19 protein-coding genes, 1 pseudogene and 1 riboswitch are annotated in these 25,810 nt (G+C 64.9%); of the genes and pseudogenes, 9 read left to right on the top strand and 11 right to left on the bottom strand.

The window, feature by feature from the left end; all coding sequences use genetic code 11:
• Window positions 1–137 precede the first annotated feature (137 nt).
• A complete protein-coding gene (locus tag D7S86_RS14550) occupies window positions 138–620 on the top strand; it encodes a nucleoside deaminase (RefSeq protein WP_121087538.1) in 483 nt (160 codons plus the stop codon).
• On the opposite strand, the gene D7S86_RS14545 is transcribed toward D7S86_RS14550, so the two are convergent.
• Window positions 605–1,660, bottom strand: coding sequence for an isopenicillin N synthase family dioxygenase (locus D7S86_RS14545; RefSeq protein ID WP_121087537.1), 1,056 nt, complete (start codon window positions 1,658–1,660; stop codon window positions 605–607). The two genes, D7S86_RS14550 and D7S86_RS14545, sit on opposite strands and share 16 nt — an antisense overlap.
• Window positions 1,657–2,511, bottom strand: coding sequence for a sugar phosphate isomerase/epimerase family protein (locus tag D7S86_RS14540; RefSeq protein ID WP_121087592.1), 855 nt, complete (start codon window positions 2,509–2,511; stop codon window positions 1,657–1,659). Before D7S86_RS14540 ends, D7S86_RS14545 begins: the two co-directional genes overlap by 4 nt.
• 213 nt (window positions 2,512–2,724) lie before the next feature.
• Here D7S86_RS14540 and D7S86_RS14530 point away from each other — a divergent pair, with 213 nt between their 5' ends.
• From D7S86_RS14530 to D7S86_RS14520, 3 genes are all read left to right on the top strand, one after another.
• Complete coding sequence (locus D7S86_RS14530) at window positions 2,725–3,093, top strand: MarR family transcriptional regulator (RefSeq protein ID WP_121087535.1); 369 nt, start codon at window positions 2,725–2,727, stop codon at window positions 3,091–3,093.
• A gap of 56 nt (window positions 3,094–3,149) precedes the next feature.
• A riboswitch (guanidine-I (ykkC/yxkD leader) is annotated at window positions 3,150–3,275 on the top strand.
• A 144-nt stretch (window positions 3,276–3,419) separates the two neighbouring features.
• Entirely contained in the window at window positions 3,420–4,439 is a 1,020-nt protein-coding gene (locus D7S86_RS14525) for an ABC transporter substrate-binding protein (protein WP_121087534.1), read from the top strand.
• A 208-nt stretch (window positions 4,440–4,647) separates the two neighbouring features.
• A complete protein-coding gene (locus D7S86_RS14520) occupies window positions 4,648–5,613 on the top strand; it encodes a magnesium and cobalt transport protein CorA (RefSeq protein WP_121087533.1) in 966 nt (321 codons plus the stop codon).
• 38 nt (window positions 5,614–5,651) lie between these two features.
• Here the strand turns inward: D7S86_RS14520 and D7S86_RS14515 are convergent, their stop codons facing one another.
• From D7S86_RS14515 to D7S86_RS14505, 3 genes are all read right to left on the bottom strand, one after another.
• Window positions 5,652–7,157, bottom strand: coding sequence for a SulP family inorganic anion transporter (locus D7S86_RS14515; protein ID WP_158601954.1), 1,506 nt, complete (start codon window positions 7,155–7,157; stop codon window positions 5,652–5,654).
• 296 nt (window positions 7,158–7,453) lie between these two features.
• Window positions 7,454–8,050, bottom strand: coding sequence for a carbonic anhydrase (locus D7S86_RS14510; protein WP_240648149.1), 597 nt, complete (start codon window positions 8,048–8,050; stop codon window positions 7,454–7,456).
• Between the two features lie 835 nt (window positions 8,051–8,885).
• Window positions 8,886–9,341 (bottom strand): hypothetical protein, encoded by a 456-nt coding sequence (locus tag D7S86_RS14505; RefSeq protein WP_147432332.1) that lies wholly within the window; start codon window positions 9,339–9,341, stop codon window positions 8,886–8,888.
• Window positions 9,342–9,712: 371 nt separating this feature from the next.
• Here D7S86_RS14505 and D7S86_RS14500 point away from each other — a divergent pair, with 371 nt between their 5' ends.
• Complete coding sequence (locus D7S86_RS14500) at window positions 9,713–10,225, top strand: plasmid fertility inhibition factor family protein (protein ID WP_240648148.1); 513 nt, start codon at window positions 9,713–9,715, stop codon at window positions 10,223–10,225.
• A gap of 209 nt (window positions 10,226–10,434) precedes the next feature.
• Here the strand turns inward: D7S86_RS14500 and D7S86_RS14495 are convergent, their stop codons facing one another.
• On the bottom strand, window positions 10,435–13,017 hold the full coding sequence (locus D7S86_RS14495; RefSeq protein WP_121087530.1) for a penicillin-binding protein 1A: 2,583 nt from the start codon (window positions 13,015–13,017) through the stop codon (window positions 10,435–10,437).
• Between the two features lie 359 nt (window positions 13,018–13,376).
• Between D7S86_RS14495 and D7S86_RS14490 the strand changes: the two genes are divergently transcribed.
• From D7S86_RS14490 to D7S86_RS14480, 3 genes are all read left to right on the top strand, one after another.
• Window positions 13,377–14,057: a PspA/IM30 family protein gene (locus D7S86_RS14490; RefSeq protein WP_121087529.1), complete on the top strand. Its 681-nt coding sequence runs from the start codon at window positions 13,377–13,379 to the stop codon at window positions 14,055–14,057.
• Window positions 14,054–15,244 carry a tetratricopeptide repeat protein gene (locus D7S86_RS14485; protein ID WP_121087528.1) on the top strand — a complete coding sequence of 397 codons (1,191 nt, stop codon included), beginning with the start codon at window positions 14,054–14,056 and terminating at the stop codon, window positions 15,242–15,244. The genes D7S86_RS14490 and D7S86_RS14485 overlap by 4 nt, the downstream gene beginning before the upstream one ends.
• A gap of 603 nt (window positions 15,245–15,847) precedes the next feature.
• On the top strand, window positions 15,848–17,497 hold the full coding sequence (locus D7S86_RS14480; RefSeq protein WP_121087527.1) for a methyl-accepting chemotaxis protein: 1,650 nt from the start codon (window positions 15,848–15,850) through the stop codon (window positions 17,495–17,497).
• A 183-nt stretch (window positions 17,498–17,680) separates the two neighbouring features.
• Here the strand turns inward: D7S86_RS14480 and D7S86_RS14475 are convergent, their stop codons facing one another.
• The 3 genes and pseudogenes from D7S86_RS14475 to D7S86_RS14465 all read right to left on the bottom strand — a co-directional run.
• Window positions 17,681–19,033, bottom strand: a complete 1,353-nt coding sequence (locus tag D7S86_RS14475) for an MATE family efflux transporter (RefSeq protein WP_121087526.1) — start codon at window positions 19,031–19,033, stop codon at window positions 17,681–17,683.
• A 376-nt stretch (window positions 19,034–19,409) separates the two neighbouring features.
• Complete coding sequence (glgX, locus tag D7S86_RS14470) at window positions 19,410–21,575, bottom strand: glycogen debranching protein GlgX (RefSeq protein WP_121087525.1); 2,166 nt, start codon at window positions 21,573–21,575, stop codon at window positions 19,410–19,412.
• A gap of 321 nt (window positions 21,576–21,896) precedes the next feature.
• Window positions 21,897–22,814 (bottom strand): annotated as a pseudogene (locus D7S86_RS14465) (LysR family transcriptional regulator); the annotation flags it as partial.
• Window positions 22,815–23,154: 340 nt separating this feature from the next.
• Here D7S86_RS14465 and mscL point away from each other — a divergent pair.
• A complete protein-coding gene (gene mscL / locus D7S86_RS14460) occupies window positions 23,155–23,598 on the top strand; it encodes a large conductance mechanosensitive channel protein MscL (RefSeq protein ID WP_121087523.1) in 444 nt (147 codons plus the stop codon).
• Between the two features lie 73 nt (window positions 23,599–23,671).
• Here mscL and D7S86_RS14455 read toward each other — a convergent pair whose 3' ends face one another.
• Entirely contained in the window at window positions 23,672–25,270 is a 1,599-nt protein-coding gene (locus D7S86_RS14455; protein ID WP_121087522.1) for an ATP-binding response regulator, read from the bottom strand.
• Window positions 25,271–25,360: 90 nt separating this feature from the next.
• Window positions 25,361–25,810, bottom strand: a complete 450-nt coding sequence (locus tag D7S86_RS14450) for a response regulator (RefSeq protein WP_121087521.1) — start codon at window positions 25,808–25,810, stop codon at window positions 25,361–25,363.

Raw genomic sequence — 25,810 nt, 5'->3', positions numbered from 1 at the left:
CGCGCGCGCCTTTGTGAACGCTTCCCGATATTGGCGTGCGATAGTCGGACGTCCGGCGGCCCGCGCGGCGCGTGCCCCGGTCCGACCCGCTTCTATCAGACCCACTTCCGTCCGACCCACTTAAAAGGAACGTTCCGATGTTCGAACAACGATTTCTCGATCAAGCGGTACAACTCGCGGTCGACAACGTCCGCGAGCACGGCGGCCGGCCGTTCGGCGCCGTCATCGTGCGCGACGGGCAGATCGTATCGACGGGCGTCAATACCCTGCTCGCGAGCGGCGATCCGACGGCCCATGCCGAGCTGCTCGCGATTCGCGCGGCCGCGCAGGCAACGGGCGCGCTGCGCCTGACAGGCTGTACCGTCTATGCGAGCGGGCAGCCGTGTCCGATGTGCATGGGCGCGCTGCATCTCGCGGGCGTCGACGCGGTCTTCTTCGCGTACTCGAAGGAACACGGCGCGCAGTACGGCGTCGCGTCGCTCGCGCTCTACGACGAGGTCTGCAAGCCGATCGAGCGCCAGTCGTTGCCGATCGTCGAGCGTGCAGCCTCATCTGGGCTCGCCAGCCCCTACGACCTGTGGCGCGAACTTCAGGCCTCCGCCCCTCAATCGTCCGTATAGCGTGCCTGCTGCCCGAAGCTCGCGAGCGCCTTCGCGCCGTCGGGCAGCGCGAGATCGCCGCGCGCGAGCCGCGTTTTCAGATAGGTGAAGCTCTGCGCGGTCTGCGCGAACAGATGATCGCCGGCCGCGATCGGCGCATAGCGCGCGGCCGCCTCGGGGGTCGCGAACTGGGGCAACGGCGCGACGACCGTCGAGTAATCGCATGCGAAGAACAGCGGAAACGAATACCGCTCCTCGGCGACCTTGCGCACGCGATGCGAGGTCGCGACGTAGGTGCCGCCGGTCCAGACTTCGAGCATGTCGCCGATATTGACGACGAACGCATTGTCGATCGGCGGCGCGTCGATCCACGTCCCTTCCCCGTTCATGACTTCGAGGCCGGGCGCGGTCGGCATGAGGATCGTGAAGCATTCATAGTCCGTGTGCGCGCCGATGCCGGGCCGGTCTTGCGCCGATGCGTCGAACGGATAGTGGATCAGCCGGAGCTGGCTCGGCGGTTTCGTCAGATAGCGTTCAAAGTACGTCTCGGGCAAATCGAGCGCGAGCGAGAAGCCGCGGAACAAGGTTTGCCCGAGCGCGAACGCGGCCGCGTAGTACGCGTCGACGGCCGTGCGAAAACCGGTCTGGTCGGGCCAGAGATTCGGTCCGAGCATCGGCGTGCCGGCCACGACGTCGGGGTCGTCCGCGGCGAGATCGCGGCCCGTGTCGAACGCCTCCTTGCGATCGCGCTTGCCGTTCGCGAAAACTTCCTCGCCCTCGGGCACGTAACCGCGATGCGCGATCGACGCCCCGATCGAATGTTCGATGTAGTACCGCATCTTCCAGTCGTGCGGCGCCGCGAAGAAGCGCTTGGCCGCATCGACGAGCGCGGCCTGCTCGGCGCGGGTGACGCGATGGCCGGTCACATAGAAGAAACCCGCCGCGCGCGCGGCGCGATCGAGTTCGCGCGCCGTTGCAAGGCGCGTATCGAGCGCGTCGCTATAGAGTCCGCTGACGTCGACGACCGGCAGGCGGTCGAATCCCGTGTGTCGATGGTTCATGCTGCGTGACGCTCCGAAAGAAATTGCGCGAGATGGCGGCGCTCTTCGCGACCCATCCAGGTGTTGACGTCCCAGAGATCCGCGACGGGCGCGTTCGTGAACGGCAGCGTGTGCAGATAGCCGTCGGGGCCGAATTCGGGCGTCATCGTCGTGACCGTATAGCCGCGCGCGATCTGCGAGGCCCAAAGCGCTTCCCACATGCGCTGATGCGATGCGAGACACGCCGCATATTCGGGCGCGGCCGGATGCGGCACCTGCGGTCCTTGCGGATAGCCGACGCGCGCGTGGATATGGTGGGCGTGCGGCGCCAGCGCGTCGATGACGTCCCATTCGCTCTCGAGCAGCCGCTCGCAGACCGACACCCAATGACTGAAATCGCAGGTGAGCTTGAGCGTCGGCACCGCGCGCGCCACCTCGGCCGTGATCCACGGGTTGAAGAACGAGCGGCCCCGGTGCGTCTCGAAGCTGCAGACGACGTCGTGTTTTTCGGCAAGACCGACCGCGCGCTCGAAGAACGCGCGCTGCGTTTCCGCCGGCCACGCGTCGCATCCGGCCATCACGTTGAAGAAACGCGGCCGCAAGGGCTTGCCCCACACGATCTTCGCCTCGAGATCGCGCAGATGATCGTCGGGCGTCGCGGACCGCTCGGGCACATAGCTGCCGGCCGTCGTGATCTCGGCGATCAGCGGCATGCCCAGGGCCTCGATCGATCGGGCAAACCGCTCGCGCTCGGCGCCTTGCGCGGGCACGGGCGCCTCGATGCCGTCGAAGCCCGCGGCACGCACGAGCGGCGCCGCGTCGTCCGGACCGCCGTCGAAGCCCCAGAACGTTTTGTATAGTTCGAGTTTCATCGCGATTTTTTGTGTGTAAAAGTGCATGCAAGATTACATGCAAAAGAGCGCAAAGATGAAGCGTGTCAAAAATCACGAGCCGATCGACGGCCGACATCCCGCGCGGCGGATCGGATCGCGTCCGACGCGCCCCGTGTGCCGTCCGTCCACCGCGCTCGATTTTCGGGTGCGTTTGCACATAAACTGTGCGGGCTTCCTCTTGGTGGTGAATCGATGAAGAAAAAAATCGCCCGTCACAAAGGGCAAGCGATCGCGCGCGCGATCCTCGATATGGACTTGCAGTGGTCGGCCTCCTTCGAGGATCTGGGACTCCACGACCTGAACTACAGCGACTTGTTTTGCCGGATGTGGATCGACGATCAGGCGTCGTTTCCGAAGACCGCGCTCTATGAGTTCATGCCCGGCGTGAGCCGCCGCACGGCGGTGCGTTACGTGCAGGCGCTCATCGACGCGGGCCATCTTTTCGAGGCGAGCGCCGAGCACGATCGGCGCGTCAAGTTCGTCTCGCTCGCGCCCGATATCGCGCACCGCCTCGAAGGGTTCCTCGGCTATGTGCACGACCGGTTCGCGGACCTCGGCTGACGCGCATTGGCACGGTTATCGCTTAACGCTGCGGCGAGAGGTGCGGCGGAGTCGCATCTTAGGGGTGCTAGGGTTCCGGTTCGCGAGAATGTCTGGTCCGAGAGCAGCCCGGCACGGCGCGCAGTCCCGTTCGGAACGGACCGCGCAGCCGCGCTACACGGCGGGATAAAAGCCCGGGAGATCGGCGATCGCGACGGCGGTCGTGCCTCTCCATGGCTGGCTTGAGTCTCCCGCACCCCGCTCAGGATCCGGTCATGACATCGAAGCGCCCATGCGCGTCGATGCCTTTGCTACTCAAATACTCAACCGGTCTCCTGGAGAACACCATGAAACGTCTTGAATCCTCGCTTCGCCGTGCTCCGCTGCGCGCGCGTCATGCCCTCGCCGGCGTCGCGGCCGCACTCGTGCTGGGTCTGAGCGCGGCCCCGGCCAGCGCGGCCGCCCCGCTCAAGATCGGCTATAGCGACTGGCCCGGCTTCGTCGCGTTCCAAATCGCGCTCGACAAGGGCTGGTTCAAGCAGGCAGGCGTCGATGTCGATTTCGAATGGTTCGATTACTCGGCCTCGCTCGACGCATTCTCGGCCGGCAAGCTCGACGCGGTCGGCGCGACGAACGGCGATGCGCTCGTGACGGGCGCCACGGGCGCGAAGAACGTGATGGTGCTGCTCACCGACTATTCGAGCGGCAACGACATGGTCATCGCGAAGCCTTCGGTCAAGAGCGTCAAGGACCTCAAGGGCAAGAAGGTCGGCGTCGAAGTCGGACTCGTCGATCATCTGCTGCTCGACACGGCGCTCGAAAAGAACGGCCTCAAGGAGTCGGACCTCACGCTCGTCAATGCCAAGACCAACGAGCTGCCGCAGGTGCTCTCGTCGTCGAAGGACATCGCGGCCGTCGGCGCCTGGCAGCCGAACGCGGGCGAAGCACTCAAGCGCGTACCGGGCTCGAAGGCGATCTTCACGTCGGCCGACGCACCGGGGCTCATCTATGACGCGATCACGGTCAACCCGGCGAGTCTGTCGGCGCGCAAGGCCGATTGGCAGAAGGTGCTCAAGGTCTGGTACCAGTGCGTGGCCTATATCAACGACCCGAAGACGCAGCCCGATGCGGTCAAGATCATGGCAGCGCGCGTCGGCCTGACGCCCGAGCAATATCTGCCGCTGCTCAAGGGCACGCATCTGCTCGACGAAGCGGCCGCGAAGAAGGCCTACACGAAGGGCGCGGGACTCGACTCGGTCTACGGATCGAGCACGAATGCCGACAGCTTCAATGTGCGTAACGCCGTCTACAAGCAGTCGCAGGACGTCAACGCCTATCTCGATCCGTCGCTGACGAACGCGAACTGATCGTCACACGGTTCGCGCCATGCGCGACGAGGCCGAGGGTCGATGCGGGACGATCGACGCTCGGCCTCACGATCCCCCGGCCGCGCCATCCCCTTTGCTTGACGATCCCCCCTCGTCACGGCCGCCTTTGCCGGCTGTCACGCCGATGTACGCGCGGTTGGCTACAATCCGAGACGCCTGAACTCCCGCACGTCTCGAGAGCCACGACATGATCATCAATTCCGTTGCGTACCGGCATGGCAAGAAGATCGGCGATGTCCCGATCGAAGACATCAGCGAAGTGCTCAAGGAGCCCGACACCTTTGTCTGGCTCGGCGTGCTCGACCCGAAGATCGAGCAGCTCAAACAGATCCAGCAGGAGTTCTCGCTGCACGAGCTCGCGATCGAGGACGCGCTCCAGGCCCATCAGCGCCCGAAGATCGAGTCGTACGGCGACACGTTGTTCATTGTCATGAGCACGGCGCAACTCGTCGACGATCTGCCCCAGTTCGGCGAAACGCATATCTTCCTCGGCCGCAACTTCGTCGTGTCGGTCCGACATGGCGCCTCGTCGTCGTATCAGCACGTGCGTGCGCGCTGCGAGTCCCTGCCGGCGTTGATGACCAAGGGCCCCGCGTTCGTCGCGTACTCGATCATGGATTTCATCACCGATCATCTCTACGAAGTCGCGGACGAAATCCAGACGCGCTTCGAGACGATCGAGGCGTATCTGTTCACGGACCAATACGATCGCGAGACGATCAACCGTCTCTACCGGATGAAAGCCGAGATGCTGCATCTGCGCTCGGCCGCATCGCCGATCGACGAAATCTGCCGTCAGATGGAGCGTTTGCACGAAGACCTCGTGCCGAAAGACCTGCGGCCCTACTTTCGCGATATCGCGGACCACGCGCTCAAGATCGTGTCGATTCTCGACAGCGTGCGCGAAATGATGACGACCGCGATCCAGATCAATCTCGCGCTCGTCACGTTTTCGCAGAACGAGACCGTCAAGCGGCTCGCCGGCTGGGGCGCCATTCTCGCCGTCCCGACGCTTGTGTTCAGTCTCTACGGCATGAATTTCAAATGGATGCCCGAGCTCGATTTCAAGTACGGGTATCCGGTCGCGGTCGGCGGCACGATCGCCGCGTGCCTCTATCTGTTCCGCAAGCTCCGCAAATCGGGCTGGGTCTGATCGCGCGCGGCCCCGGTGCGTGCCGGGGCCGCGCGGATTCAATGCGCCGTGCCCTCGTCCCCGCTCGCCTCGAGTTCGAGGTTGCGCAATTCGACGACGATGTTGCGGTCGAGCGCGTCTTTCAGAAAAGCCGATAGCGTGCGACGGATATCGGGGTCGAGATAGCGCGCGCCTGTCGCGTCGATGATCAGCACACCGCCGTTCGGCACGCGCGCCAGATGTTGTTCGAGCGAGACCTTCGCGAGGAACGACAGGTCCTTGTGAAAGCGCAGCAGGACATGATTGCCGTGCGCGGTCATCGAGATCGATTCGCGCCGATGCGATTCGAGCGCGACGGCCGCGCTGACCGCGACGCCGATCGCAATGCCGATCAGCAGATCGGTCATGAGCACGCCGAGCGTCGTCGCGACGAACGGCAGCCAGTGCGCGACACCCGCGCGCCACGCGCCGAAGAACAGGCGCGGCGAGGCGAGCTTGTAGCCCGTGTGAATCAGAATCGCCGCGAGGCAGGCCAATGGCACGAAGTTGAGCACGTCGACGAGCAGAAACAGACTCAACAGCAGCAGGACCCCGTGAATGATCGCGGCGAGCCGTGTCGCCGCGCCCGCATGCACGTTGGCCGAGCTCCGCACGATGACCGACGTGACGGGCAACGCGCCGACAAAGCCCGCGAGCAGATTGCCGATGCCTTGCGCGCCGAGCTCGCGATTCGGGGGCGCCGTTTCGCGGCGCGGATCGAGCCGATCGACCGCGGCCAGGCTCAACAAGGTTTCGAGGCTCGCGACGATCGCGATCGTGACCGCCATTTCCCAGACTTCGGTCCGCCCGAGCGCGGCGAGCGCGGGGAGCGAGATCGCGCGCCCGAGCGCTTCGGCCGAATCGATCGCCGGCAGCACGATATGCGCTTGCGGTGCAATCGCGAGCGACGGCGCCCACGCCGAGGTGATCAGCGAGTATCCAATCCCCCAGACGACCGCGAGCAGCGGACCCGGCACCGCGCGCACGACGCGATGGCGCTGGAGCGGCGGACTCGCCCAGACGAACAGCAGCATCAGCGCCACGCCGGCGACGATCGCCGGCCCGGCGGACCCTGCGTCGAGGCCCGGCAGCGCGACGCCGGTCGCATCCGCGTGTTTGGGCACGCGTCCGAGCGCCACGGGCGTTTGCTGGAGGATCAACAGCAGACCGATCGCGGCGAGCATGCCGTTGACGACCGACGTCGGCACATAGGCGGCAAGACGGCCCAGACGCAGCACGCCGAACGCGATCTGAAGCAGGCCCGCGAGCATGACGGCCGTCATGAACGACGGAAACCCGCCCGCGAGTTCGGTCGCTTCGACGACGATGACGACGAGCCCGGCAGCCGGACCGCTGACGCTCAGACGCGAGCCGCTGAACACGGCCACGACTGTGCCGCCGATGATGCCCGCGAGCAAACCGGCTAACGGGTCGACGCCCGAGGCGCTCGAGATGCCCAGACACAACGGCAAGGCGACGAGAAATACGACGATCCCCGCGAACGCGTCGTGGCGGAGCGTCGTCATCCAATCCGCCCAGCGACGGCGGGAAAACGGCGAAGTCGACATAGGATGTTCCATGCAAGAGGGGGTGAGGAAGGACGATGCGTGCGATCCGTCGGGGCGTCGATGCGTCGCGACGTTCGTGCGGTCGCGCGGTCGTGCGTCGGGGCGTCGGTGAGTCGTGCCGTCGGAGCGTCGAGACATCGGTGAGTCGAGATATCCGTGAATTGAGATATCCGTAAATCGAGGCGCCGACGATTCGAATGCCGATCGCGTGGACGCCGATCATCCGACGTCGTCAGGACGTTGCGGCTCGGCGTTCACGGATCCGACGAGAGTTCGCGCAGCAGCCCATCGCGAAGCCCGTAGACCCAGCCGTGCAGCTTCGGCGACCGACGGGCTCGGCCGAGCACCGGGTATTGGCGAATCACGTCGACTTGAGCATGGACATTGAGCTCGACCAGGCGATTGATGCGCGCGTCGAGCGTCGGATAAGTCTCGAGATCTTTTCGATGAAAATGTGCGAGCCGCCGTAACGGTTCGATACGCGCATTGAGCTGAGGCGTCGATGCGTTTTCGGCGAGCAGCGCCGCGCGTACGCCGCCGCAGCCGTAATGGCCGCAGACGATCACATGCTTCACTTCGAGCACGCAGATCGCGTATTCGAGCGCGCTCGAACTGTTCGTTCCCGTCCCGATCATGTTCGCGATATTGCGCAACACGAAGAGTTCGCCCGGCGATGCATGCGTGACGGTTTCAGCCGGCACGCGGCTATCCGAACATCCGATCCAGAAAAAGGTCGGTTTCTGCGCATGCGCGAGTTTCTGAAAATAATCGGGATCGCGTTCGCGCGATTCGTTCGACCACGCGAGATTTTCGACAAGCAGACGTTTGGGGGAATGGTTTGAATGGGGCAATCGTCACTCCGGTATATCGATCCGCGGCATCGATCGAGGATCGAGTTAAGGCGGTCATGCGCGCATTGACATCGATCGCGATATTCGAGCGACCGGCCCATGGTCGGCGCATGACAGACACATGACAAACGAGTCCGATTAGAGAAGCCGCGCCGATCGAAGTGCCACGGCATGCGTGCGACAAATTGCCACACCCTTGCTTGAATCGATTCGCTCTGCTCAACGCATCACATACAAAATGTGCGTATGTCACGCACATTTATCGTGGCATGCGTCGGCACATACGAATTTTAAGAACGCGGCGGACCGGATATTTCCAGACATGCGCACCCATTCGCGTTGTGATTGAAAGCGCGCGCATCCGAATACGCGTAGACGCGCGAAATAGTCGAATTACGGGAATAAAGAAATCGAGCGCGACGCGGCAGGACTCAATCGCCCATGCGACGATTCAATCGCGGCACATTGAAATGAGACATGAAAATCGTGCGGGGATGCGCGGTCGATGACACGACGCAAGCACGGTGCGAGACAACGCGCGCGACGGACATCGCTTGTATTCGAACATCACGTCGATTCGAACCGTCATCGCGTTCGCGCGGCGAGCGGTGAGGCTCGCCCCGCGCTTGAGCGATTCCGCTCAATGGAAGATCAGATACAAAATCACGAGCACGATCAGCGGTACGCCGAGAAACCAGCCGAGTATGTAGGGCATGGCAAACCTCCTGCGGGTTCATGCGCCGCCTGGCTCAGGCGTGGGCGCGGTACCCTCGGTTCAGCATGCCATGTGCCCGGCCGCGCGAGTGGCGACGCGCGCGGCGTGACCGCTTCGGCCTTACTGGCGCTCCATCTTCCAACCCTGCGCCGTCTTGCAGAACAGCGGGAGCCAGCTTTGGTCCTGGCTCTTGGCCGTGACGGTCACGGTCGCATGGCGGCAATGCATGCCCTTCTCGTCGGCGTTGTCCTTGGGCGTGATCGTCGCTTTGATGGGCACGGGGTTCCCCAGCCCTTCGTTGGTCCATTCGGACGATTGCCCGTCCGCATTGTTATCGAGCGCCGTATGCAAGGCCTGCTGGAGCGAAGCGACATCCTTGTCGCGCATGAACGTGATCGGCGAACTGTGCATGAAGCCGAGGTTCTGTGCGGACGCGGTGCCCGCGAACGCAAGCGCGGCGAACGCAAGCGCGGTGACCGGTCGGGCGCTGCTTCCGGTGACCTTTTTGGCGACCTTTCCGGCGACCTGAAAAACACACGAACCGATGCGGGACGACAAGGAAAGACGGCGGGACATGACGGCTCCTGAAGGGGCCGCGCAACGCACGACAGACGTGCGGCGCGAGTGGCAAGATGGCATACCGGCAACGCCGGACATGCGCGGAGATCGATAGCGCGATCGGAACCGATGCGTCGTTCACGACATGCGCAGCCTGCCAGAAGCGCTCCGGACGAGCAACCCGGCATCGCCGCGTGGCATGCCGTGCGAGGCCGACAAGGCGGATCTTGGCCAACGCGCCGTCTATCGGCGTCATGTCACCGAATCTTCATACGATGACGCTCGCTTCGAATACGCGCTCGCGCAATAATTCGCAACGCCTGACCATCGCGGGCCTTGTCTGAACGATACTTGTCGTCAATCAACACACTTTGTCGCTGCGTACCTCGATGGATTTTGTGCACCTCAATACGCCCGAAAGCGATTCGCCGCTCGCGTCCGCCGATGCGTCGGGAATCTGGACGGTCCCCCTGCCCGAGCACCCGCCCTTCGCGTTCGTGCACCTCAAACGCGTCTTTACCTTGCCCGACAGCCGGCACGTGGTGGTGCTCGTCGATGCGAAAGCCTTGCTCGCCTGTGCCGATCGCGATCCGACCGATTACGTGCTGCCCGCGCCTCAGTATTGGCAACAGGGCAAGGTCAAAGGCCTGCGTGAATTTCTCGAACCCGGACAGACCCGCATTCCCGAGATGCCCTACGTGCTGTTCAGCACGCGCCGCGCGAAAGGGCTCGCGGGCTGGCTCGGTCTGGCCTCCGAAGGGGTCGTGTCGTTTCGAAACGGCCAGCACCGCGCGCGCTATTTGACCCACGCGGGCGCGATCTGCTTCCCCGTCGAGGTCCACGAGACCGAGGCCGAGGCACTGCGCAAATGGTGCGGATGGGTCGGCGCCGGACGGCATTGAACGGCCGCCGAGCACGGCGGCACACCGGTATCGACAGGCCTAGAAACGGTACACCCCCGGACCTTGCGGGTCGCGGGCGCGTGACCGGAAGACTGCCTCAGCGAGCGGCCAGGTAGGCCGCTCGACGCTCGCCCAAGGTGGGCCACCCGACGCGGGCCGCTCAAGGTCGGCCACCCCACTTTGGGCCTCCCAACGTGGGCCGCCCCGTCCTACCGGTGCTTGAACAGATCGAGAATCTCGTTCGTTTCGCTCGCGCTGACGGCCGGCGGCTGCTGGATCGGCTCGTCGGGGTTCGGACCGGGTTCCGCGCCGACGGGCGCGCTCGCGGCGGCTTCGGGACCCGATGCGCCGAACGGATTCGCATCGTCGAGACCGATGCTCGTGATGAAGCCATTGCCCGGCGTGAAGTTCGACAAATAGAGCTCGTCGTTCAGCGTCGACACGCCGTCGGGCGCCGGTTCGACGTACTGCGGCACGCCGCGCAGCGCGCGCCCCATGTATTGCACCCAGATCGGCAACGCAAGCTGCGCGCCGAATTCGCGCGAACCGAGGCTCTTCGGCTGGTCGTAGCCCATCCAGGCGACCGCCACGAGCGAATGCTGGAATCCGGCGAACCATCCGTCATGCGCTTCGTTCGTCGTCCCGGTCTTGCCCGCGAGGTCGGTCCGGTGCAGCGCGTTCGTGCCCGCGCCCGTGCCGGCCTGCGCGACCGAGCGCAGCAGGCTCGTCATGATGTAGTCGTTGGCCGCCGAGATCGTGCGCGGCGCGTTCTGCCCCGCCACGACCGGCTGCGCCTTCGACAGCACATTGCCATGGACGTCGCCGACGCTGCTGATCAGATAGGGATTCACGCGATAGCCGCCGTTCGCGAACACGGCATACGCCGAGGCCGACTGCAACGGCGTCACGAGACCCGCGCCCAGCGCCATCGGCAGATACGGCGGCGTCTTGTCGGCGTCGAAACCGAAGTTCCGCGTCACGTAGTCTTGCGCGTATTTCGTGCCGACGAATCCGAGCAGCCGGATCGAGACGAGATTCTTCGATTTCTCGAGCGCGAGGCGCAGCGGCATCGGGCCGTCGGGCTGATCGTCGTCCTTCGGATCCCAGGCGTCCTGACCGGGGCCGGCGGGCGGGAAATGCAGCGGCGCATCGTTGACGATCGTCGCGGGACCGACGCCCTTCTCGAGCGCCGACGAATAGATGAACGGCTTGAAACTCGAGCCCGGCTGGCGCCACGCCTGCGTCACGTGGTTGAACTTGTTCTTGTTGAAGTCGAAACCGCCGATCAAGGCGCGGATCGCGCCGTCCTGCGGCGTCAGCGACACGAGCGCGCCTTCGACCTGCGGAAGCTGCGTGATCGCGAAACCGCCCTTGCCGTCCGGCGCGAGCCGGATGATCGCGCCGGGACGCAGCTTGAGGCCCGTGCCCGCCTTCGGCGACATCGCGGCCGCCGCGAACTTGAGTCCGTCGCCCTGAACCGTGACGACGTTGCCGTCCGACAGCTCGGCGTCGACCGATTTCGGCGTCACATTCGTGACGACGGCGGCCACGAGTTCGCCGTTGTCGGGATGCGAATTGAGCGCCTCGTCGATCGCGGCGTCGCGATCGCTCGAATCCGCGCCGTTGAGCGGCGGCAAATCGATGAAGGCCTCGGGACCGCGGTAGCCGTGGCGGCGCTCGTAGTCCATGATGCCCTTGCGCACGGCTTCGTAAGCGGCTTCCTGGTCGCCCGAGTCGATCGTCGTCGTGACCGTGAGGCCGCGCGTATACGCATCTTCCTTGTACTGCGCGTACATGATCTGGCGGACCATTTCGGCGATGTACTCGGCATGCACGGTGTACTCGGTACCGGCCGTCTTCGTGTGAATCGGCTCCTTGATCGCCTGGTCGTACTGGTCCTGCGTGATGTAGCGGAGATCGAGCATGCGCTTGAGGATGTACGCCTGGCGGATCTTCGCGCGCTTCGGATTGACGATCGGGTTATAGGCCGACGGGGCCTTGGGCAGCCCGGCAAGCATCGCGGCCTGCGCAAGCGTGATGTCCTTGAGATCCTTGCCGAAATAGACGCGCGACGCCGCCGCGAAACCGTAGGCGCGTTGTCCCAGATAGATCTGGTTCATGTACAGCTCGAGAATCTGGTCCTTGCTGAGGGCCGACTCGATCTTGTACGCGAGCATCATTTCGTAGACCTTGCGCGTGTAGGTCTTTTCGCTCGACAGGAAGAAGTTGCGCGCGACCTGCATCGTGATCGTGCTCGCGCCTTGCGCGTTGCCGTGATGGAGGACGTCTTCGACACCCGCGCGCAGGATGCCGACGAAGTCGACGCCGCCATGCTCGTAGAACCGGTAGTCCTCGATCGCGAGCACCGCCTTCTTCATGACGTCGGGAATGTCGTTGAAGCGCACGATGCTGCGGCGCTCTTCGCCGAACTCGCCGATCAGCACCTGATCGGCCGTGTAGACGCGCAACGGCACTTTCGGCTGATAGTCGGTCAGCGCATCGAGCGACGGCAGGTTCGGCCGCATGACGATGAACATATATCCGACGAGCAAGGCGCCGATCGCGACGCACGCCGCGACAAGGCCGACGAATCCGACGAACAGGGTCAGCGCGAGCGGCCGCCGCGCGGGCCGTGCGCCGTCACCGCCGCGCGGGCCATTACCGTTGCCGTTGCCGTCGTGGCCGTCATCGTCGGCGCTGGGGTCTTCGATATGACGTGCGTCGCCGAGATTGCGAAAGCTCGGCTCACGCGTGCGATCGCCTCTCGAGGGCGGTTGATTCGAATTGGCCATGGGCTGTGTCGATCTCGTTCTCAGCGCAGAGCGGTGCGCGGCCCGCGCGGCGCGCGCAAAAGACGCGCACCCAGCGACACGGGCAAAGGCGCCAGTGTAATCGAAAGCGCGCCGCCCCCGTCCCGACGATGGCCGGCGACCTTCATTTTCGTTTAAGTCTGGCTTGCCTATACTGCGTTCGCATTTCGGATGACGGGACGCACGGACGGTCGGACGCCGTTGCCCGGAGGTCCGCACGCGGGAGTTCCGACACGCGATCGACATCCGGCGCAAGGGTAAGCGGCCATGCCGCGCGCGCCGCCGGACCGTCATGCCGCTGGTGTAAGATCAGTTCACAACTTGTCAATCATGGAGTCACCATGTCGCTTCTGGATACCATCTCGCGCACGGTCAAAGGTCTGCTCAACGATGCGGCCGAATCGGTTCAGGATCCGTCGCGCGATGCTCGGCAAATCGTGCGTGAACTCGATGGCAGTATTGGCACGGCCGAGAACTCGCTGATCGAAATCGAGGCCCAGGTCAGCACGCAGCAAAGCAAGCGCGATCTCGCGAACGAGAAGGCCGCGAAATACGCGGATGGCGCGAAACGCGCGCTCCAGTCCGGCAACGAAGCGCTCGCGCGCGAAGCCCTCGCGGCCCAGAGCAACGCCGAGAAGGAACGCGACGCGCTCAACGCCGAACTCTCGAAGCTCGAACCCTCGCTCGATCAGCTCAAATCGCAGATCGCCGAAATGCGCACGCGCCGCAACGACCTGCAGTCGCGCTCGAATATTCTGTCGGCGAAGCAGGAAATCGCGAAGGCCAAGGATACGGCGGCCACGGCGCTCGGCGGCATCGGCGGCAAGAATCTTGCTGACGACTTCAACAAGCTCGAAGAGAAGGTGAATCTCGCGAACGCGCGCTCGGACGCCCGCCTGAATACCGCGGACCAGTCGAGCGGCAAGGCGCTCGACGACAAACTCGCCGCGCTCGGTGGCGGCCCGTCGGTCGACGACCGGCTCGCCGCGCTCAAGAAAGAACTCAATCTCCCGTCGCAATGAAAAAGCTGATTGCCGCCGCCCTGCTCGCCGCCGCGAGCGTGACCCAGATCGCGTGGGCGGCTTCGCCATCCGTCAAGGACGTCGAGGCCGCGATTCGCGCGGGCAACTACGCACAGGCCGAGACGATGTTGTCGGATGTCGTCGACGCACATCCGAACAGCGCGCGCGCGCACTACCTCTATGGGCAGGTGCTCGATCGCAACGGCAAGGCCGCTCAGGGCCTGGCCCAGATCGAACAGGCGCGCACGCTCGATCCGTCGCTCAAGTTCACCGATGCCGCCGAGTTCCGTGCGGTCGAGCGCCACGTCCAGGCCGACGCGGACGCGACGGGCGGCTCGGTCGCCCAGCGCCCGTCGGCGGTCCAGGGCAATGCGTTCCATCGTAACGATGCCACCGCGATGCAGGACACCGGCGCGGTCGCACCGGTCGAGCATCATGGACTCGGCGCAGGGGTCTGGATGATTTTCGTGCTCGTGCTGGCCGCCGTCGCCGGCGTGCTCGTCTGGACCGTGCGCCGCGCGAAAAGCAAAGGCGACGGCGAAGCCAAGGAACAGCGTCTTGCGCAGTTGCGCCGCTCGACCGAGGTGCTCAACACGATTCGCTCGCTGAAGCTCGATCTGCGCTTGTCGACGGCGCCGGGGCATGACGTGCTGACGGGCGAGGCCGAGGCGCTCGAAGCCGAGGCGCTCGACACGGTCGCCGCGCTCAACGGCGGCAATCCGGTGCCCGACTATCGCGTCGAAGATCTCGAACGCCGGCTCGCGAGCCTCAAGGCGCGCGCCGAGGGCCGTCCCGATCCGAATGCGACGCCCGCGCCCGGTGCCTACAGCGATGCGCCGTCGCGTTATGCGCAGGAGGCCGAACGATTCGGCAACGCGCCGTATCCAGGCGGACCGGCCGGAGCGCCGCCGCAGACGGTCATCGTCCAGCAGCCGCCGAGCAACGGCGGCGGATTGCTGACGGGCGTGCTGCTGGGCAGCGTGCTCAGCGGCGGCTTCGGCGGCCGCGATCGCGTCATCGAGCGCGACGTGATCGTGGACGACGACGACGAACTGCGCCGCCGCGGTGGCAACAACGTGCCGGACCCCGGCATCGATTTCGGCCAAGGCGGCAATGACTGGGACAGCGGCGGCGGTGGGATCGATACGGGCAGCGGCGGCGACGGCGGCTGGACCGACAATAGTTGAGGCTTGCATGAGTTGAGGCTTGCATGAGGCCCCGGTGCCATCAGATCTGCGCGCGGCACCCGGGATTTCACGCGTCGCGACGTCCGTGAATACCCGACCACGACGTTGCGCAGCGTATACATAAAAGCGGCGTGAGATAGCCGGTCCGATCCGCGCAAGGCGATCGCATCCCGCTCGCAAGCCGCGCGACACCTGAACATATCCCGACGATTCCGTCGCCTGCCGCACGACGTGACGCGTCCATCGCTCCGTCCCCTGCCCGCTCCCGCGCTCGTTCTCTGCCTGTCCGGTCGATCGACCGTCTCCGAAGCTCGGTCGTTTGCGGTCGCGCGCAACGCGGACAACCGGTATCGCCCCTCGATTTCACCTCGCCACACAGACCCTGCTGTTTAGTTAAACGCCCACAGCATCTCGCGCGCGGCCAATACAGGCGCCTCAAGTCGCGCCCAAACAGTCCGTAAACACGCCTGAATGGTTGAAAAATGCGCGCAATGGTTCAGTCGAATCGCACGCATGTACGTACGGGACTATGCCGCACGATCCGCTCGGTCTTGAGGCGGTGCGGCAACCCGGCCCAGACGGCTCGAACCGCGAGACATCGAGATGCTGAAAAATCTGACGATCAAGACCCGCCTTGCTGTAGCCATCGGCGTACTCGGTGGCCTGTTGATCCTGACGGGCCTGCTCGGCATTGCCGGGATGCGCTCGGCGAACCTGGCTCAGCGCGACACCTACGAAAACGCGATGCGCTCGACGCATGAACTCGGCGTTTCGGATACCTATCTTGTTCGAGGTCGCGCCATCGTCGATCGCGCCGTGCTGCGCCCCGATTCGCCCGACGTCCCGGCGACGATCGAGCGCGCCGAGCAGATGGTCGCGAAGTCGACCGACGCATGGAATGCCTATCTGGCGCTGCCCCAATCGGCCGAGGAGAAGGCGCTGGCCGACACGATGGCCGCACGCCGGACCGAATACTTCGAAAGCGGATGGAAACCGTTGATCGCGGCGCTCAAGGCCAAGGACGGCGACGCCGCGGCCGACCTCACGCTCAAGAAACTGCCTTCGCTCTACAGCGCTGTGACGACCGCCGGCGCGGCGCTCGAACAGTATCAAGACACGTCGGCGAAGGCGAACTACGATGCGTCGCAGGCGGCGTATTTCCGCTTGCTGACGGTCTGCTCGATCAGTCTCGTGCTGGGTTCGCTCGCCGCCGTCGTGAGCGGGATCTCGTTACGGCGTTCGATCGCGCGTCCGATCGAAGACGCGCTATCGCAATGCGAGGCCATCGCGACCGGCGATCTCACGCGCGACATCGAGATTCATTCGAATGACGAAATGGGGCAATTGCTCGAGGGCTTGCGCAAGATGCAGGACGGTCTGATCTCGACGGTCAGCACCGTGCGCGGCGGAACCGAATCGATCGCATCCGCGACGGGGCAAATCGCCGCGGGGAATCGCGATCTCTCGCAGCGCACCGAGGAACAGGCGGCCTCGCTCGAGGAAACCGCCGCGAGCATGGAACAGCTGACGGCGACGGTCCGGCAAAACGCGGAGAACGCGCGCCAGGCGAGCGGGCTCGCCGATACGGCGTCGTCGGTCGCGCGGCGCGGCGGTTCGGTCGTCAACGAAGTCATCACGACCATGACCGAGATCCACCAGAGTTCGGGCAAGATGGCCGATATCATTGCCGCGATCGAAGGCATCGCGTTCCAGACCAATATCCTCGCGTTGAACGCGGCGGTCGAAGCGGCGCGCGCGGGCGAACAAGGCCGGGGTTTCGCGGTCGTGGCGAGTGAAGTCCGCAATCTCGCGCAACGCAGCGCGACGGCGGCCAAAGAGATCCGCGAGTTGATCACCGAGTCGGTCGATCGCGTCGCGACGGGTTCGGATCTCGTGTCTCAGGCCGGCGCGACGATGACCGAGATCGTGTCGGCGGTCCAGCGCGTCACCGACATCATGGGCGAAATCTCGGCGGCGTCCGACGAGCAAAGCCGCGGCATCGAACAGGTCAACCGCGCGGTCACGCAGATGGACGAAGTCACGCAACAGAACGCGGCCCTTGTCGAACAGGCGGCCGCCGCGGCCTCGTCGCTGCAGGACCAGGCCGTGCGGATGCGCGAAGTCGTCGCGGTGTTCCGGATCAACGCCGAGGCCGCGCTGGCGGCGCGGCCGGCCGGCGCGGTCGTGCGGGCCTTGCCGAACGGCGCGGCGCGTGGCCGGTACGACGCCGATCGCCCGGCGCGCGCGGCCTAGGCCGACACGCCACACGCGAGGAAAGACCGACCCCCACGCGCGCTGAGGCGCATGCGACGCATCGGGCGTTTGCATTGTGCGGATCGCGCGCTTGTGTGCCGTCGGGCCCGCTTGCGTTCACGTATTCCCGCTTGTTCCCGCTTGTTCCCGCTTGTACTTGCTTGGACTCGCTTGACGCCCCGCTCAAGCGGGCGTGGCGCCGCCCGTATCGCGGCGCAGATGCTGGCCCATCCAGCCGCGCCGATGCCAGCGGACGAAGTTGCAGCAGCCTCGCGTGCATTCCTCGACGGTCATGCCGATCCAGATGCCGAGCAAGCCGTAGCCGAGATGCACGCCGATATACCAGCACAGCGGCAGACCCACGAACCAATTGAAAATGATGCCCATCGACGCGGGGAATTTCGCGTCGCCCGCGGCGCCCAGCGATGCGGCACAGACGACGTTCGCGCAGCGGCCGATTTCGAGAACGAAGCCGATCGCGGCGATCTGCACGCCGAGATGGATGACCGCGGGGTCGGTCGTGAACAGCCCATAGAGCGTTCGCGCATTCAGATAAACGAGCGTGGTCCAGACGAGCACGCCGAGAATCGCATAACGCAGGCTCGCGAGCACGCGCGAATAGGCCTGGTCGAACGCGCGCGCGCCGATCCGGTTGGCGGTCAGGATCTGCGTCGCCTGCCCGATCGACAGCGACCAGAACATGATGCAGGTCGAGATCTGCAGCGCGTACGTGCGCGCCGCGAGCGATTCGGTGCCCATACGGACGATCATCGTCGTCAGCGCGAGCTGGAACGTGTTGAACAGCACGGGTTCGAGCGTCATCGGAATCGCGGTCGACAGCACGGGACGCAGCATTTCGCGGAAGCGTGCGCGGGTGTTCGCGTTGAGCGCGAGCCGCACGCGCATCTTCCGGTGCACGCAGTATCCGAGCACGATGACGTTGACGATGTAGTTCACGCATGCCGCCGCGAGCACGCCGTGCACGCCGAGATGCGGCGCGCCGAACCAGCCGAACGCAAACGTGCAGTTCAACGTGATGCCGAACAGATTGCCGACGGCGAACCCCATCATGCTCCAGCGCGTCATGCCGATCGACGCGGCGATCGCCGCGTATGCGACGCGAAAGCCCATCGCGAACAGCACGATCCAGTAGAGACTCAGATACTCGCGCGCATAGTCGGCCGTCTCGCCCGTGAGCCCGAGCCAGTCGCCGATCCGGTTCTGCAGTGCGAAGACCGAGCCGGCCGCCACCGCGCCGAGCCCGATATTCGTCGTCAGGATGAACATATAGGCGTCGCGCGCGCGCTTGCGATCGCCCGCGCCGACATACCGTGCCGCGACCACGCCGCCGCCCTGCGCAATCAGCTTGAGCACGAGCACCAGAATAATCAGCAAGGGATTGATGGCGCCGAATGCGCCCGCGGCCGAGTCGGAAATCCGGCTCAGAAAAAACATATCGATAAACGCCACGCCGTAAATCATCACCATTTCGGTGCCGATCGGCCAGGCGACAGACCAGAACTTCAGCTTGTTCACTTCGTTGAACCCCGTGTGGACCCGGTCTCCGCACAGACCACGTCGACGGCATGGCGCGTGGCGGTGAATCCGGCTGACGAAATTCTAGAACAAAGCTTTTAACGATTGCATGGCGATTCGAAAATAAAGGCGATTAATTCGGTTTGAATGATCGAATGATTGTTTTCGATTTATCGCGGAATCGGATTCGGCAAATCGTGAATCGCGTTAGAACTGGTCAGATCGATCTGATCATGTCGAAAGACGCCCGCATCGCGCGCCGCCCGCGCGATGCGCGGCGCGCGAGCGTGCGCGTGCGCATCAGTCCGGATGCGCGCACGTCCGCCCTCACCTCTGCCCGCGTGTCGCCCCGTAGGCCTTGCTCGGACCGCACGCACTACTCGGTCAACGCGCCTTCGAGCCGCCGGAAGATCCGTGCGGTCTCGCCGCGCGCATGGAGCGCGAACAGCAACAGCGAACGCCCCGTGACCTGGTAGACATCGCCCGCGTCGAATTCGGGCAACTCGTCGCGCACGGGTGCGTTCGTGTCGATCAGACAGGTCCATTGGTCGCTGCCGGGGATATCGGGCAACACGAAATCGACGACATCGTGGTGCGCGTTGAACACGAGCAGCAGCGTCGCATCCGAGGCGGGTTTGACGATGCCGCTCGCCTGCGCGCGGCCATCGATGACCATGCCGAAGCAGCGCATCTGCGCATCGCCCCATTGTTCGCTCGTCAGCGTCGAGCCCGTCGGGTCGAGCCATTTGACGTCGGTCACGTCGAGCCGCGCGTTGTATTCGCCGGTCAGAAAGCGATTCCGGCGCAGCACGGGCAGCGTATCGCGCAGCGTCGTGAGCTTGCGTACGAAGTCGGCGAGCGCGCGGCCGTCCTCGTCGATGCCGGCCCAATCGACCCAACTGATCGCGTTGTCCTGGCAGTACGCGTTGTTGTTGCCCTGCTGGGTGCGGCCGAATTCGTCGCCGGCAAGCAGCATCGGCGTGCCGGCCGAGAGCAGCAAGGTCGCGAGCAGGTTGCGCTTCTGACGTTCGCGCAGCGCACGGACCTCGGCGTTGTCGGTCGGTCCTTCTTCGCCGCAGTTCCACGACTTGTTGTCGGAGTGGCCGTCGCGGTTCTCCTCGCCGTTCGCCTCGTTGTGCTTGTCGTTGTACGAAACGAGATCGTTGAGTGTGAAACCGTCATGCGCACAGACAAAATTGAGGCTCGCCCAGGGTCGCCGGCCGCGCCGGTTGAACTTGTCGCCCGACGCGGTCAGCCGCGTCGCGAGATCGGCGCTCGTGCCCTCGTCGCCCTTCCAGTACGCGCGCACGGTATCGCGGAACTGGTCGTTCCATTCGGCCCATCCGGGCGGGAAGCCGCCGACCTGATAGCCGCCGGGTCCGCAGTCCCACGGCTCGGCGATCAGCTTGACGCTCGACAGGATCGGGTCCTGTCGGCAACTGTCGAGAAAGCCGCCGCCTTCGTCGAAGCCGTCGGGTTCGCGTCCGAGTATCGTCGCGAGATCGAACCGGAAACCATCGACGTTCATTTCGGTGACCCAGTAGCGCAGGCTGTCGGTCACCATCTGCAGCACGCGCGGATGCGAGAGGTTCAGCGTGTTGCCCGTGCCCGTGTCGTTGATGTAATGGCGCGGGTCGTCGGGCACGAGCCGGTAGTACGACGCGTTGTCGATGCCCTTGAACGAGAGCGTCGGACCGAGCTCATTGCCTTCGGCCGTGTGGTTGTACACGACGTCGAGGATGACTTCGAGGCCGGCTTCGTGCATCCGGTCGACCATGTGCTTGAATTCGTTGACGCTACCGTCCGAGTAGAACTGCGGATCGCTCGCGAAGAAGCCGATCGTGTTGTAGCCCCAGTAGTTCGCGAGACCGCGATCGAGCAGATGACTGTCGTTGAGAAACGAATGCACGGGCATCAGTTCGACGGTCGTCACGCCGAGGCCGCGGATATAGTCGATGACCGCCTTGTGGCCCAGGCCCGCGAACGTGCCGCGTTGCTTGACCGGCACGAGCGGATGCGCGCGCGTATAGCCGCGCGCGTGCAGTTCGTAGACGATCGTGCGGTCCCACGGGACGCGCACGCGCGCCGGGTGCTCCCACGTGAACGCGGTATCGACGACCTTGCATTTGGGCACATGGCGCGCGCTGTCGCGTTTGTCGAACGACAGATCGCCCTGCTTGTGGCCGATCGTGTAGCCGAACACGGACGGATGCCACTTGAGCGCGCCGACGTGGGCTTTCGCGTACGGATCGAGCAACAGCTTGTTCGGATTGAAGCGATGGCCGGCGCTCGGCTCGTACGGACCATGGACGCGATATCCGTAGACCGTGCCGGGCCCGAGATCGGCGACGTAGCCGTGCCAGACTTCATCGGTAAATTCGGGCAGTTCGATGCGATCCGTTTCCGTGCGTCCGTGCCGGTCGAACAAGCAAAGTTCGACTTTCGTGGCATGCGCCGAAAACAAGGCGAAATTGACGCCCTTGCCGTCCCACGTGGCGCCGAGCGGAAAAGGCAGGCCTTCTGCGAGCGTAGACAGCGGCATAGGTGAGCCCCGATGCGCGGACGAAGTGCCGCATACGCGCGTATCAAGCAGATTGCGTGCCCAAGGCAGGCGAGCGTGCTATTCGGATGCCTCGGACGACTGTGGCGTACCCGTTTCGAGGGGCGCGGATTCGGCCGCGGCAGCCGGCGTACCGGTCGTCATATCCGCCGTCGCCCCCATCATGGCACCCATCGCCGCTGCACGATGACGCGAGCCCGAACGCGCGCGGACCGCCGCACCCGGCGGCGCGCCGTCGAGCGCCGCCTCATAGGCCGCGACCGCGTTGGCGATGGCGCCGGGGCGCGCGCACGGCAGACTGCAGAGTTCGGCATCGTCCGCGATCATCGCCTCGGTGACCTCGGCACGGATCAACTCGATCCAGGCGCGGATCTTCGCATCGAGATATTGGCGCGACGGATAGAGCGCATAAACCGACAGCGCGGGCAGCGAAAAATCGGGCAACAAGCGCACGAGCGAGCCGTCGCGCAAGCTTTCGAGCGCCGTGAACGCGGGCAGCAGCCCAATGCCCATGCCGTCCTCGAGTGCGATGCGCAACGACTCGGCGCTGTTCACGCGCAAGGGCCCGCGCACCGTGACGGTCTGCTCGCCCTCGGGGCCCGTGAACGGCCAGCGATCCGTCGAGACGACCGCCGCCGATTGCAGTTGCACGCAGTCGTGATTCGCGAGATCCGCGACGCTCGCCGGCGTGCCGCGTCGCGCGAGATAGCGCGGCGACGCGCACACCACGGTCCGCGATTCGCCGAGTTTCTGCGAGATCAGCCCTGAATCGGGCAGTTGCGACGAGACGATCATCGAGACGTCGAGTCCCTCTTCGAGCAGATCGGGCATGCGCTGCGACAGCGTCAGATCGACGAAGACTTCGGGATAGCGTTCGTGATAGCGCGCGATCGCCGCCATCAGGTAATGCCGCGCGAGGCTCGACATCGCATGCAGTCGCAGCGTGCCCGCCGGGCGCGCCTGCGCATGCCGAGCCTCGGCTTCGGCCTCGTCCACGTAGGCGACGATCTGCTCGCACCGATGCAGGTACCGCTCGCCGGCTTCGGTCAGCGCGAGCCGCCGCGTGGTCCGGTTCAGCAGACGCGTGCGTAGATGGGTTTCGAGGTCGGAAATCGAACGCGAGACGTGGGCGGTCGTCGTCGCCATGAGTTGCGCCGCCGCCGTAAAGCTGCCCGTTTCAACCACGCGCATGAATACGCGCATGTTCTGCAGGGTATCCATCCCCGTGCCCTCTTCGCATCGATGTAACGCATTTTTTCAGTTTTTGTAATAACCCGCAACGCCTTATCCAGCGGACTCCGCCGGACGTCTGACCGACGCCACGCCGATCCGGGATCGCGCGCGTGGCTCGAACGGCCCGGGGCGGACCGTCGGGTGCGCTGCGCGCCGACAGCCGGGCGCGCGCGACGCCCCGCGCGAAGACCCATTTGCCTATCCGGGCGACTCGCGGCATCCTCCACTCTGAACACCACATCAGGTTGGCGGTTTTCGCTCGACGGCGAACGGCCAGGAATCGGTCCTGATCGGTCTTAAATCGGTCTTATCACACAGGGAGTTTCGAATGAGCATGCTGGAGGAGTTCAAGAGCTTTGCGATCAAGGGCAACGTCATGGATCTCGCGGTCGGCGTGATTATCGGCGGCGCGTTCTCGGGCATCGTGAACTCGGTCGTCAAGGACCTGATCATGCCGATCGTCGGCGTCGTGACCGGCGGTCTCGATTTCTCGAACAAGTTTGTCCGGCTCGGCGAGATCCCCGCGACCTTCAAGGGCAACCCGGACTCGTACAAGGATCTTCAGGCCGCCGGTATCGCCGCGCTCGGCTACGGCAGCTTCATCACCGTCGTCATCAACTTCATCATCCTCGCGTTCATTATTTTTCTGATGGTGAAGTTCATCAACAAGCTGCGCGAACCCGCACCGGCCGCGGCCGCCGCACCGGCCGCGCCGACCGAAGACGTGCTGCTGCTGCGCGAGATTCGCGACAGCCTCAAATCGCGTCCGTAACGGTTATCGGCCGCGCTTTTCAGCCACGGGTCTCAGCTGCGGGTCTCAGCCTCAGTGATCGGCCGCGCATCCCTCAACCGCGCGCCGCGGCGCTGAGCGCGGCATCCGCGAGCAACTGTTCAAGTTGCTGGATGCTCACGGGCTTGGTCAGGTGCGCGGAAAACCCCGCGTCGAGACAGCGCTGGATATCGTCGTCCATGCCGTAACCCGTCAGCGCGGCCGCCGGCGCGTCGGAACGCGAACGGTACGCGCGAATGAAATCGATCCCGCTGCCGTCGGGCAAGCCGAGGTCGCTGATCACGAGATCGAACGTGCGACGTTCACAGGCGGCGCGTGCGTCATCGAGCCGGCCGAACGTCTCCACGTCGTGACCGTAGCTCTCGAGCAATCGCGTCATGACTTCGGCGGTGTCTTCGTGATCCTCGATCAACAGAATCTGCAGCGTACGGGTTGAGGCCTGTGCGGGGTCGTCGTCGGTGTGATGCATGGTCAGGGGCTCCGGCGCGAGCGGCAGTCTCAGCGTGAAGCGCGCGCCGCGCCCCGTGCCTTCGCTGAACGCGACGACGCGGCCGCCGTGCGCATCCGCAAGCGCGCGCGTGATCGCGAGGCCAAGCCCGAGACCGCCAAACGTGCGCGAGATGGCGTCCGAGCCCTGCTCGAACGCGTTGAACAACTTCGGCAGGCGTTCGGGCTCGATCCCGATGCCCGTGTCCTCGACTTCGATCTCGATGGCCTCGCCGCGCGCCGACGGCGCGGCCTCGCGTGTGCGCAACGTCACCGCGCCCGCCTCGGGCGTGAACTTGGCCGCATTGCGCAACAGATTCCAGAGCATCTGCTGAAGCCGCGCGCGATCGGCCGTGACCCAGTGACGGCGCGCGGCGAAGTCGGTCGTCACGGTCAGACACTTGCGGTCGATCTCGTCGCGAAACAGCGCGAGCACGTCGCCGATCGTTTCATGAACGTCGACGGATTCGAGCGCGAGCAGCAGCTTGCCGTTCGCGACGCGCGTGAGGTCGAGCAGATCGTCGATGAGCCGTGCTTCGAGTTCGATATTGCGTTTGATGAGCCGCACATCCGCGCGCACATGTTCGGGCAAGCCCTCGATGCGTTCGAGCATCGTCGCGGTCGCGAGCACGGGCGATAGCGGCGTGCGGAGTTCATGCGAGAGCATTGCGAGAAACCGATCCTTCGCGCGATTGGCCTCCTCGGCCGCATGGCGCGCAACCTGCTCCGAGGCGAGCAGCCGTTCGCGCTCGTCCTCGCGCGCGCGCAGCAGTTCGGCCTGGGCGAGCGCCTCGCGCAGGCGCGTCTGGTCGAGCACGCGCGCGACGGCTTCGGGCAGATAGTCGAGAAACGCACCGGTCTTCGGTACGACATCGGCGACCCCCGCGCGCAACGCTTCGATCACGCGCGACTCGTCCGTGAATCCGGTCAGCAGGATGGCCGGCATCGGGCGCAGATGATCGACGACGCGGCGGAAGAACTCGAGCCCGGTCTCGGGGCCGCCGAGCTGATAGTCGATCAGCAGCAGATCGGGCCGATCGTCTCGCACGATCGCATAGGCCGAGTCGGAGTCGGCGACCGCGCTGACCCGATGTCCGGCACGCGCGAGGATGCGCCGGGCGAGTTCGAGCAGGCCGGCATCGTCGTCGAGCATCAGCACATGGGCCATGCCATGCGGGGCGGCGGTCAAGGTGGCGTCGGTCTGGATCACACGCTCGCTCGGGCGGCTCGGGTCGGTGGGAGACGGGGCGATGCGCGTTCAGGGGCGCACGGGCTGGGGAAGCTTGACGACCTGAAGGAAGAATCCCAGACGTCGCACGGCCTCGATGAACGCATCGTACTCGACGGGTTTGGTCACGTAGACATTGCAGCCGAGCTCGTAGCAGCGCTCGATCTCGCGCGGGTCGTCAGTCGTCGTCAACACAATGACGGGCAGCGCCGCCGTGCTGGGCGCAGCCTTGAGCCGGCGCAGCACCTCGATGCCGTCGATGCGCGGCATCTTGAGATCGAGCAGTACGACGACGTTCGAGAGCGGCCGGCCATCGGGATGGACGGGATCGTTGAAAAACCAGTCGAGCGCCTCCTGACCATCCGCGAATCGCGTAAAACCGTTCGTAATGCCGGCGCGGCGCAGATTGCGCTCGACAAGCGTCGCGTGTCCGTCATCGTCCTCGATCAGGATGATACCGACCGTCTCGCCGTTCTTCAT

This window comes from Pararobbsia silviterrae (genome assembly GCF_003628125.1).
Taxonomy (GTDB): domain Bacteria; phylum Pseudomonadota; class Gammaproteobacteria; order Burkholderiales; family Burkholderiaceae; genus Pararobbsia; species Pararobbsia silviterrae.
This window is presented reverse-complemented; position numbering and strand designations above follow the sequence as displayed.